The following is an 11,725-nucleotide window of genomic DNA, read 5'->3' as shown; positions in this document are numbered from 1 at the left end:
TTCAAGAAGCTCATCACCATATTTCATGCTTTTAAACCTAACAGTCGAGGTACTTCCCTTATTCACACATACTACTTCCTCTTTCCCACCAACGGCGCTGTCAAGGTCACACTTTTCAAACCGACTACCAACCAGCTTCATAGTCGATCCATCTTGCACTACATCCCCTGCCCTCCCAACGGTTTTAATGTCGTTCTCAAATATACTCAACTCTACATTCCTTCCTAGCCCATTTACTCCGCTCCCAGCACCGCCGTCGCCCCCACCATTCTTGTTCCCTCCGCATGAACTCAATACCAAACTAAATACTACAACTACGCTTACCATCTTCTTGAAATTAATCACTCTAAATACCATTCCGTTCTTGTAGTCCAGACTCTTTAAACCCTTCTTATTTTGTTCTTCAAAATCTAAACTCTATCTTCGTACTCTTTTAAATAATCAGTTATAACTACTGTCATTATACAAATTTAATCCCTTACTTTTTCAATCCCTTACTTTTAACATTTCAATCTAAAATCAACCAAAGATTAGCGATTTGATTATATTATTAATAGTATCTATTTGGACTGCTAATGATAGAAAAACTTGAAGACGCGATACTATTTCTCCGGATACAGAACTACCTGAAAATTACTGTTTTTCAAGAGCTTTTTGACCATATCTTCTAAATTTTTAGGAATTACTGCTTTGTAAAGAGAAGGCCATTTATTTATGCGACTGAGCGAAGAGTTGTATATTACACTTGAATAAGCATAAGATCCTGCGATGGTATCATTATCCTGCACAGCTTTCTCCCATAATTTTTCACAAGCTCTCTTGGCTTTTGCAAAAGTATCTCTGTCAATATTTCCTGCTGCAACAGTTTTTATATCTTTTTCAACAGCAGCAACAAGTTCATCAACCCTTTTTGGATCACACGAAAAGTGTATTTCAAGCTTCAGCTCATCGTATGGAAAGTGTAATAACGATAAATCACTAGAAATTGAATATGTGCCACCAAGCTTTACACGAATGTTCTCCACAAGAATAATATTCATGTATTCCTTTAATATACTAGCTTCAGCATCCAACTCCTGAGAGTATTTTTCTCTTATAATCCAAGACATGAATACAAGACTCTTATTTTCCTTTCCCTTATAAATTTCTTTTTTCTCAGCAACAACTTCCGGCTGTATAATACTATCAATCGCCATGTCCCATGTTTCTCCGTTCGGAATAGAAGCTAAATACGTTTCAACGTATGGTTTAATCTTTTTAATATCGATATTTCCAACAAAAACAAACGTGTAGTCCGACGGATTTAAAGATTTTTTTATAAAATTTAGAGCGGCAATTTCGTTTACTTTTGAAAGATCAGAAATCTCCGGCTCGTTAAAATACGGACTATTCCCGTGAATAGTTTTTGTAACCTCTTTTGAAAAGGAAATTTCCGGATTTATATCTTGATTTGCAAGATAAGTTTTGTATTGTGAAAGCAAAATTTTAACTGCATCAGAATCCATTTTTGGCTGAGTAAAATCTAGATATAGCAGTTCAAAAAGAGTTTTAACATCTTTAATTGTTGATAATCCATCAAAACCGCGTGTAAAAGTCCCAATCCAAAAGAAAATTGATGCTTGTTTTTCTGCAAGTTTTTTATGAAGCTCCTGGCGAGAATAATCGCCTACACCGCTTGCTGAAGACATTTCTGGAGCAAGTCTTGCGGACATAATATCTTCGATTGAACTGGATGTTGTTCCACCCTTAGCCAACGCATATAGAGCAATTTCATTATCTTTATTTATAGTTTGCTTTAACACCACTTTTGCTCCATTGCTCAATTCCCATACAATAGCATCCGTTTCTTTATCTGTTGTTTCCTTCAAAATAGCTCCCGGTGTAGGGTTTTTTCTTACAAGTTGATCGTCAAATACTTCAGATTTTGGAGGCAATATCTTCATTTTTTTCGTACTATTAACTATTTTACGGATTTCCATCTTTGAAGGAAGCTTCTCTGTTTCAGGCGCAAGCACAAATAGAGTAAGATCATCATCAACAAAATAATTTTGCGCTGCCTCCGCTAAATCCTTAGCCGTAATAAGAGGAACCAGTTTTTGCGCCACAAGAAACATCCATTCATCATCTAGCACCCTTTCCCCTTTTCCAAGCAGGTGGTTGGTAAATTTTTGCGCATAGTCATAAGATTCTTGGCGTGTTTCAGCTTGCAGGCGTTCAAAATAGGAAAGCAACGAACGTTTTGCTCTCTCAATCTCTGCATCTGTCCAGCCATAACGTAAAATACGTTCTTTTTCCTCCAACAAGGCTTTAATTGTATCTTTTGTATTCCCTGTTTTCGCTTGTGCGCCTAAGACATAGAAGCGAGAAGTTGCCGCTGCTCTTTCATTATGCGCCCCCGCCCCTGCATATGGGGCGCCTACCTTGTCAGCTTCATCCGCGAAACGTTGAGCAATCATACTCTCTATAAGAGAGTCGATGAGTCCTTCGCGGAGAGAAGCAAAGTCGTCTGTTATATGTTTTGGCATTCTCTTGTAATAAAGCCCCGTATAAACATAGGACAGTTCTGAGTCCGTAAAAATTTCCACATCCATACGTCCTTTCTGAGGAAGAGGAAGATCGTAAACAGGTCGTTGCAATAACGTATCTGGCGCAGGCGCATGAAAATAAGAGGGTAACGACTTTTCCAAAGCGACATCATCAAAATCTCCAACAATGACTAATGCCATGTTATCAGGACGATACCATGTCTTATAAAAATTTTTTAATCGTGACGCAGGCGCGCTCCGAATAATTTCTGATAATCCTATCGGCAAACGATTTGAATATGGCGATCCATGATAAAGAGCAGGATATACTTTATACAACCACAACCTAGCATTTGCATCCTTTATCTTTCTTACTTCTTCAAGAACAACATTTCTCTCATCCTCAACATCTTCCGGATTGAACATAACAAAACATGTCCAGTCATCAAGTATGTTAAGAATTTTATCTGGAATTTGTTTTGCGCCCTTCTTGTCAGTTACAATGGGAACGTCAATGTGATAAACCGTTTCATCAAGGGACGTATATGCGTTATCATCCTTGCCCCAACGCATCCCCAGAGAACGAAAATAGTCTAATAGCTCTCCTTTAGGGAATCTTCTTGTGCCTTTAAAGCTCATATGTTCTACAAAGTGAGCAAGACCTTGCTCATCATCCTTTTCCAACACTGATCCCGCATTTACTACAAGATTTAAAAACGCTCTGTTTTCAGGTTTGTTGTTTTTAAGAATGTAGTATTTAATACCATTTGGAAGAACGCCTTTGCGCACTTTCTGCATCAGTGGTATTGAATCAGACGGAAGTCCAAGTCCTGCATAAATATCGGAAGAATCAATGTTTGTTCCCAAACACACACTCAAACCTGCAATGATAACAAAGACAAGCGCAACGCACTGCTTTAATAAAAATTTTTTCATAAAACACATCACCTTTATAGTAAAATATATTTTTTAGGAAAGATATTATTCTGCCCTAAAATTCCTGATTCATCAAAGCTTTTTTTGAATTTAGCCATTTCTTTAAAACCTTCTTCGCCAAGCATCTTTTCTAAGAAAATATGTTTGAGTTTCCCTATTCCATGCTCTGCTGAAACCGTACCTCCAAGTTCAACAACTTTACCGGCAATATTCGCATACACCTGTCTGCACTTTTCGTACTCTCCTTTGCTTGCAGCTACAATATTTGCATGCAGATGATTTTCGCCTATATGCCCAAAAGTTAAATTAAAAACGCCTGCTTTTGCGAATTCTCTATCGCAAAAATCAATAATCTCTGGAAGTTTGCCTTCGGGTACGGCAAAATCTGTGCCAACTTTAGGAATTTTATTCTTTTTTACCATTTCATTTACACGTTCAGGAATTCTGTGTCTAAAAATTCTAAACTTTTCTTGCTCTTCGACAGTAGAAGCAAACCAAATTTTTTCTAAATCTATATTGCTACTCTCAATGACTTTAACCCATTTTTCCGTTAAAACTTCTTGATTATCTTCATATACGTCTTGTTCAAACATAATACCTGCTTCAATATTTTCAGGAATAATAGGATAATCGTTTCTTATAAGGAGTAAGGCATTTTTATCAAAATACTCTAAAGACATCGCGCTGATTGAATTTTTTAAACATCCTTCTTTTGTTTTTTTTGATATTGTTTTTATTTTGTTTACAAATTCATACGCGTCATTTCGCTTTTCAAAAAATACTATTCCGCCAAAAACTTCTTTAAAATGTGGAATAAGTTTTAAAACAGCTTCAACAATAACACAAATAGTGCCTTCTGAACCTATAAAAACGTCCACCAAATCTGCTTTAGTATAATTATAATATCCAGCTGCATTTTTTATAACAGGTAAATGATATCTAGGAAGCATTGTACATTTTTTGCCTTTATTTGTATCAAAAGTTATCGCGCCGTTTCCATCGGCAAAATATTTTCCCCTTTCAACAAAACTAATAGAACCGTCTGAAAAAACAACTTTTAAAGCCTTAATATAATCTCTTGTTACGCCAAATTTAAAGCCTCTACCTCCTGAAGCGTTAGTTGAAATATTGCCACCAATGGACGCGTTTTTTTCAGTAGGGTCCGGAGGATACATCCAACCTGCGCCATAGGCTTTTAATTTTATATCGTTAGTTTTAGCGCCAGATTGAACGACGATAACAGCATTACTATCATCAACTCTTTCTATTTCGCCTATTTTATTAAGTTTTTCTAAAGACAATATCGCGCCGCCAAACGCAAGACCTGAGGCAGTATTACCGGTGAGCGCCCCTGCAACGGTTACGGGCGTGTTTGTCTTAGACATTTCAGAAAGAAACGATGGAATATCATCTTCAGTTTCCACTACTGCAACAAAATCGGCGTTAGAACCTCCAACGCCGGAATTGTCTTCAAAATAATTTTGTATTATGGATTTATCTTTCTTTATTAGCACTTTACTTTCCTAAATATTGACTTTTAACTACAGTGATACCATTGTTTCAGCGCTATCTGTTATCACACTGAAAATAGTTTGTCCAAAGACAACTGTCCGGATTGCTTTAATCTCCATCCGTTGTCGTCAACGCGTTGACCTACGTCTTCTAAAACATTTAATATAGTCTGATGCTTGGGAGTAGTTCCGTTCTTTAACAAAGGCAATATTTTCATAACTATTTCGTCAAACGTAACGACCATATTTTCCCGCTCCATTCTTCTCAAATAGCTTATTAAATAGTATCTTACTCTCAATCTCTCGTCTATATGCGTTTGAAAATTTGAATTCTTCTTTATGTTGAAAATCTTAGTATCTTCATTATAATCAAAACTTTCTAGCAGCAACGGCGTAATGTCCGAATACTCTTTTTTTAATAAATCTAAAAATCCTAATTCTAATCCTTTAATTATCAGTTCGTCGTTTATTTGTTCTAAAGTAGCGCCGTTATTTTTTGCTATTATCCCTTCTATCGTTTGCATGACCGTATCCGATATTTCCATCCCCAAATTAGCCTTCATTATTATTTTTGGATTTCTTACTTTTCTAAAGTTAATTATCAATTGCCCTGATAACACGGTAAATGGATTTTGTATTTTCTTAAAACTACTATGCCCATTTTTTTGCGGAACGGCGCCGATATATTCAAACCCGCAAGACTCGGCGGTATCAACAATTAAATGCCAAAACTCAGGGTCCTTATGCGCAAATACAAAAGAAAGCCATCTGTCAAATTTTAAAACGCGATACATCTCTTTTATACTTTTCGCCATAAGATTGTTATAATCTTCTTTGCTCTTTTTATGTTCTCCGCCTTCTATTGCCTCTTGCTTATAATCTTCCTCCGTCACTTCCAAATCTAACCACGCATTCCACATTACGGATAAATCTAAATAAGGTATCTTTTTGCCGTAAGGCGGGTCGGTATAAATATAATCTATGCTTTCATTGCGTAAAAAAGACAAATCAACAGCAGTGCCTTTGATAGTCTGCGCATTTGAAATAGTCTTGTCATTGATGAAATATTCCATTTCTTTTTTTGCAGCGCATATTTTTTGATAGCGAGATTCAAAACATCGTATTACATCAATCTTTGTTATCTTTGGCGAAATTCTGTACCTATAATATCTAAAAGCTGCAGCATCTGTTCCTCCCATACTACTTTCAGAAGCGCCAGGCATTGTTGTGTGCGCTGTAAGATTTATCTTAGTTACTGTTCCAGAAAACATAAGTAACAACGATTTTCTTATATTTTCATCTTTCTGCTTCAAAATAATAGATTTTAGTAGCGCAAGTTGGATCAACTGCTTCTCGCTAAAAAGTTGATCAACAGTGTTCACATCCGAACCTTTTGGCAATACCAGTTTCTTTGGTCCTGGATACTTCTTTATAGCTTTCTTAATCTCTTCTTCACTTTTAGGTTCTTTCTTTACATATTCGTCTCTTACCTCTTCAAACGCTTGTGATAACTCAGATTGTTTCACTGGCGCTATAAGCGAATCTACTAGAAATATAGCCATAGGATTTAAATCTATGTTTATCGCTCTTCGACCATTCATCATAGCTTCAATCGCAGTAACGCCACTGCCGCCAAAAGGATCTAACACTAAATCCCCATGTCTGCTAAAATTCTTTATGTATTCAGCTACAACATTCCACGATTGTTTCGTAAAATATCCGTGTACTCCAAAATGACGCTTTGCGGCTCGTTTCTTTACAGGTATCTCTTCGAGCAAAGGTCTGTTGGCATAATCAAATCTATTGTTATCACTGCTAAAATCCGTAGCATTGCGCAACACGTCTTCCCTTACTTCATAAACATATCGCTTCCCACTTTGGAAACTGTCCGGAGATAACAAAAGTCGCAACTTATCCCAATTTCTATCCATATCTTCCATATTAAAATATAAAATAGGACTACTGCTATCAGAAGTCCTATACAATGAAAATTCTATGCCGTTGCACAACGCAAAATACGAACTTCTTATCTCTGGATGCGCCGCATAACTATACGCCTGTTCTACGTTTTCGTTATCTATAATCTTTTGATTTGAAGCTTTTGCCTCTAATACACAAGCAAAGCTATCACCTACTTTCAGTACATAGTCGGGAACAAGATTTACAGGTCTTTTTTTACTTCCTATCTTTAAGAAAGGATGCCGTAAAGTTTTACTGCGTATTATATTTTCATCGCTATATCCAAGTTCTTTTAAAATAGGCAAAACTATAATTTCTCTAACGCTGTCTTCCTTAAAATCAGCGTTAGACACTATCTTTTTAAAATTATGTTTGCCAAATAACCTTTCTCTCATTTTCATATTAATATCCCGACGGGCAGAGTTTATCCCAGAATGTTTTTGCCCGGGGACTGCCCAACACCAATACCCAGTCAATGCCGTTGGCATTGCCACTCATTTCAGTGAAAGGAGAATCACAGCAAGAAATAGGAACTACTAACAATGTCTTTATTGTCTTAGTTTAACACCAAGCTCTGCATCGAGTTTTTGCAAAAGAGTATTCATGTCGTTATTAACTTCTTCATCTGTCAATGTTTTATTGTCACTTTTGTAAGACAATCTGAAGGAATAACTTATTTTTTCCGCGCCTAATTTTTCCTCATCTACATATACGGAAACCAAAGAATATTCTCTTAAAATAAAACCCGTATTCATAATATCTTTAATAACCTTTTCTATTTTCGCAAGCTGTAAAGTTTTGTCGGCAGTTATTGAAATATCTCTTTTTACTACAGGTCGTTTTGAAAATGCTTTATAGGTGGGGTGGATGTCAACACAGACTTTTTCAATAGATTCCAAATCAATTTCAAAATAAACAACGTCATCTTTCATGTCTTCTGTAATTGACGGTTTTAAAACGCCAAACTGTCCTATAACATTTCCTCTGTGCATAATGGCTGCAGTTTTACCGCTGTGATAATAATTATACAGGGTTAAATTTTCAGAAATTACAAATTCATCAGACGGCAAAACACTTTTGATTATGCCACCACCAAAATAAAAATCATATTTCGGACTGATTTTTTGTTCCAACCATTTCCACCACTCCTGCCATATTTTGCCGTACATTATTCCTGCAAAAGTTTTTCTTTCACCCATTTCGTTAAAAATTTTACCATACTCAAACAAAGTTACAGTTTCAGCGCCATGACCAATATTAAGTGTTAAGTTTTTATACAATCCCGGCAACAAAGAAGGCCTTAAAACTTCATTTTCTTTTGATATCGGATTTGCTATTTTGTAATAATATTTTAAACCGAACTTTTCCAGTTCTGAAATTTCTGAAAAACTGTAATTTAAGGCTTCGCTAAAGCCAAGCCCTTTTAGTTTGGCTCTAAAATCTTCAACAACTTTTGAAAGGAACGAATTATTCAACGTATATTTATTATAATCTGTATGCTTTTTTAACGCGGGTACAGCGTCATACCCTTTGACTCTTACTATTTCTTCAATTAGATCTACTTCTTCTTTTATATCGTTGCGCCAAGACGGAACCGTACAAAGAAGAATCTCGCCACGAGGCTGCAAATCTATTCCGAGAAATCTTAAAATTTCAGCTATTTCATCGTCCTCAACAATATATCCTAAAACTTTTGCCACTCTTTCAACCCTTAAAGCAATATTTGTTCTTGCATATTTAACGGTCTGCAAATCTTCTCTTGCTTCCATTTTTCCACCGGCAATCTCCGTTATCAAATTTACGGCTCTCCACAAAGCAAAATCTGCTATATCCCAGCCTAAACCTCTTTCAAACCTGTAAGAAGAATCGCTTGAAAGATTTAATTTTTTAGAAGTTTTTCTTACCGACGTAGCATCAAAAATTGCGCTTTCCAAAAATATGGTTTCAGTTTTCTCATCAACACCGGAGTATTCTCCACCCATTATCCCGGCAATTGCAATCGGATTTTGATTGTCTGCTATTACAAGCATGTCGGAATCAAGTTTATATTCTTTGCCGTCAAGAGCGGTAATTTTTTCAGAATCGTTCGCTTGTCTTACGATAACTTTTTTTGAATTAAGTTTTGCTACATCAAAAGCATGCAGAGGCTGACCAAGCTCTACCATAACATAGTTAGCTATGTCAACAACATTATTGATAGATCTTATTGCGCTTTTTTCTAAAACGTCAATCATCCACTTCGGAGACGATCCCACTTTTACTCCCGATATAATGCAGCCTATATAACGTAAACACAAATTAGACTTTACTTCAACACAGTTTAACTGTGGCGCATTAAAACTTTTTATTATAGGCATTGACACTATTTTGCGCAACTTGGCGCCAATCTCTCTTGCTACCCCCAAATGACTTAAACAATCGCCTCTGTTTGTTGCTATTTCTACTTCAAGAATAGAATCGATATTATCTAAAACTGTTTCTAAAGGGGCGCCGATTTCTGTATTTTCGCTAAGAACTAAAATATTTCCATCAGATTCTGCCTTAAAACCAAGTTCTTCCTCAGAACATATCATACCCTCGGATTCTACGCCTCTTATTTTTGATTTTTTTATTTCAAATTTTCCGGGAAGCGTTGCGCCGACTTTTGCAAGAGGAACTATCTGTCCAACAGCAATATTTTTTGCTCCACATACTATGGAATATTCCTGCATTCCATCGCTTACTCTGCACAAAAAAAGTTTATTTGCATCAGGATGTTTTTGAACATCTAAAACTTTTACAGTATAAACGCTAGTCCAGCCGCATCCGCCTAATGTAACAGAAGTTTCGATGCCTAAAGAAGTAAGTACGGAGGCAAGTTCTCGCGGATTAAGCTCAAAATTAACAAACTCTTTCAACCAATTATATGATATCTTCATTTTAATTCCTCAAAAATAGTATTGCAACTTAGAATTGTTTTAAAAATCGCAAGTCGTTTTCATAAAACAAACGTATATCGTCTATTCCATATTTTAACATCGCAATCCTTTCAACGCCTATTCCGAAGGCATAACCCGTATATCTGTCCGCATCGTATTTAACAGCTTTTAGAACGTTTGTATGCACCATTCCGCAACCTAATATTTCAATCCAGCCTAAATTTTTACATACTCTGCAACCTTTACCTCCGCACAACATACACCGCATGTCAACTTCTGCCGACGGTTCTGTAAATTGAAAATGCGACGGTCTGAAACGTATGTCTAATTCTGATACAAAAAACTTACGCGCAAAATCAGTAAGAACTGCTTTTAAATCTACAAACGTTATATTTTCATCTACAGCAAGCCCTTCTACTTGATGAAAAGTTGCAGAGTGCGAGGCGTCTGAAGCTTCGTTCCTATAAACTCTACCCGGAACAATAACTTTTACTGGAGGTTGATGTTGTTCCATTGTATGAATCTGCCCGGGCGAAGTGTGCGTCCTGAGTAAATTTTTCATACCATCAAGATAAAAAGTATCCTGCGTATCTCTTGCAGGATGATTTTCAGGTATATTTAAAGCTCCAAAATTATACCAATCAGTTTCTATTTCTGGACCTTCGACAACTGAAAACCCAAGCGATTTAAAAACAACGATTATATCCTGTATTGTCTGCGCAACCGGATGAAAATGCCCTTTTGGAAATGGGAAGTAAAAACTTTGCGAATAATCAAGCTTTTCTTTCTGCATTTTTTCGTCAAGCAAAACTTGTTTAAGAAATATTTTTCTATTCTCAATTTCGCTTTCAATAATGCTTTTTGCCCTGTTTGCCTGCGCTCCTATTTTCTTTTTATCTTCAACAGAATACTGCGACAAAGACTTTAAAATCTGCGTTAAAACACCGTTTTTTCCTAAGTAATCAACTTTCAGGTTTTCAAGCGCCTTAATATCTGCATTTTTTATCTTTTCAACGGCTTCTTTAATAATCTGCTCAATATTGTTCATACGAAATCCTTCTTTATATTATTAGTCAACTCGCTTTAAATTGCTCCAACGATGTCTTTGCAAGGAACGAAATGACAAAGCAATCCAGCCGGCATCAAGCGCTTAGAATGAATTCAAGACAACGAATGCCGTCGTCCTATAAACATTCACCTTTTTCCATACTAAAATTACCTTTCTTCTTTTATCCTTAGATCTGTAAATGATTTTACTATAAATATAACTGAAATAATAAAGAATATCGTTGCAAGTACTGCATTCAATGCGCCTTTTGTAGAAAGAGCTAGCGCGAGCTCCAGCGCAAGAAGTCCGAAAAGCGTTGTAAATTTAATTATAGGATTCATCGCGACAGAAGAAGTATCCTTGAAAGGATCTCCTACTGTATCGCCAACAACTGTAGCTTTGTGCAATTCCGTTCCCTTTTCACGCAAATCAACTTCAACGTATTTCTTAGCATTGTCCCATGCCCCGCCGGCATTTGCCATAAAAATAGCCTGAAACAAACCAAACAACGCTATTGAAACAAGGTATCCTATAAAAAAATAAGGTTCAATAAATGCAAATGCAAGTGTCGTAAAGAAAACAACCATGAATAAATTTATCATGCCTTTCTGAGCATATTTTGTGCAAATTTCAACAACTTTCTTAGAATCTTCAATCGAAGCTTTTTCTGCTGTACCATCGAGTTTAATATTTCCTTTAATAAACTCTACCGCTTTATACGCTCCGCTTGTTACAGCATGATTAGAAGCGCCTGTAAACCAGTAAATTACAGATCCGCCTGCAATTAATCCTAACAAGAAAGGAGCATGCAACAACGAAAGATTTTCA

At 36.3% G+C, this 11,725-nt stretch carries 6 protein-coding genes and 1 pseudogene; all 7 read right to left on the bottom strand.

Features of this window, described 5'->3' with window-relative positions; genetic code table 11:
* Nucleotides 1-345 (bottom strand): annotated as a pseudogene (locus LE180_RS04585) (hypothetical protein); the annotation flags it as partial.
* Between the two features lie 257 nt (nt 346-602).
* Nucleotides 603-3,461, bottom strand: coding sequence for a M16 family metallopeptidase (locus LE180_RS04580; protein ID WP_374134286.1), 2,859 nt, complete (start codon nt 3,459-3,461; stop codon nt 603-605).
* A gap of 14 nt (nt 3,462-3,475) precedes the next feature.
* Nucleotides 3,476-4,975, bottom strand: a complete 1,500-nt coding sequence (locus LE180_RS04575) for an FAD-binding oxidoreductase (protein WP_374134285.1) — start codon at nt 4,973-4,975, stop codon at nt 3,476-3,478.
* 62 nt (nt 4,976-5,037) lie between these two features.
* Nucleotides 5,038-7,419: a DNA methyltransferase gene (locus LE180_RS04570; RefSeq protein WP_374134284.1), complete on the bottom strand. Its 2,382-nt coding sequence runs from the start codon at nt 7,417-7,419 to the stop codon at nt 5,038-5,040.
* Between the two features lie 60 nt (nt 7,420-7,479).
* Nucleotides 7,480-9,849: a phenylalanine--tRNA ligase subunit beta gene (pheT, locus tag LE180_RS04565; RefSeq protein ID WP_374134283.1), complete on the bottom strand. Its 2,370-nt coding sequence runs from the start codon at nt 9,847-9,849 to the stop codon at nt 7,480-7,482.
* A 28-nt stretch (nt 9,850-9,877) separates the two neighbouring features.
* A complete protein-coding gene (pheS, locus tag LE180_RS04560) occupies nt 9,878-10,897 on the bottom strand; it encodes a phenylalanine--tRNA ligase subunit alpha (RefSeq protein WP_374134282.1) in 1,020 nt (339 codons plus the stop codon).
* A gap of 167 nt (nt 10,898-11,064) precedes the next feature.
* The coding region (locus LE180_RS04555) for a sodium/proton-translocating pyrophosphatase (RefSeq protein ID WP_374134281.1) at nt 11,065-11,725 on the bottom strand (661 nt) is incomplete at its 5' end.

It is taken from the genome of Candidatus Endomicrobiellum pyrsonymphae (assembly GCF_020328025.1).
Taxonomy (GTDB): Bacteria; Elusimicrobiota; Endomicrobiia; order Endomicrobiales; family Endomicrobiaceae; genus Endomicrobiellum; species Endomicrobiellum pyrsonymphae.
The sequence above is the reverse complement of the archived record's forward strand: the minus strand, read 5'-3'. Positions and strand labels throughout refer to the sequence as shown.

Coding starts and splice junctions, on each gene's coding strand:
- LE180_RS04580 (WP_374134286.1), bottom strand. CDS start 3,461: ATGAAAAAATTTTTATTAAAGCAGTGCGTTGCGCTTGTCTTTGTTATC.
- LE180_RS04570 (WP_374134284.1), bottom strand. CDS start 7,419: ATGCCAACGGCATTGACTGGGTATTGGTGTTGGGCAGTCCCCGGGCAA.
- pheT (WP_374134283.1), bottom strand. CDS start 9,849: ATGAAGATATCATATAATTGGTTGAAAGAGTTTGTTAATTTTGAGCTT.
- pheS (WP_374134282.1), bottom strand. CDS start 10,897: ATGAACAATATTGAGCAGATTATTAAAGAAGCCGTTGAAAAGATAAAA.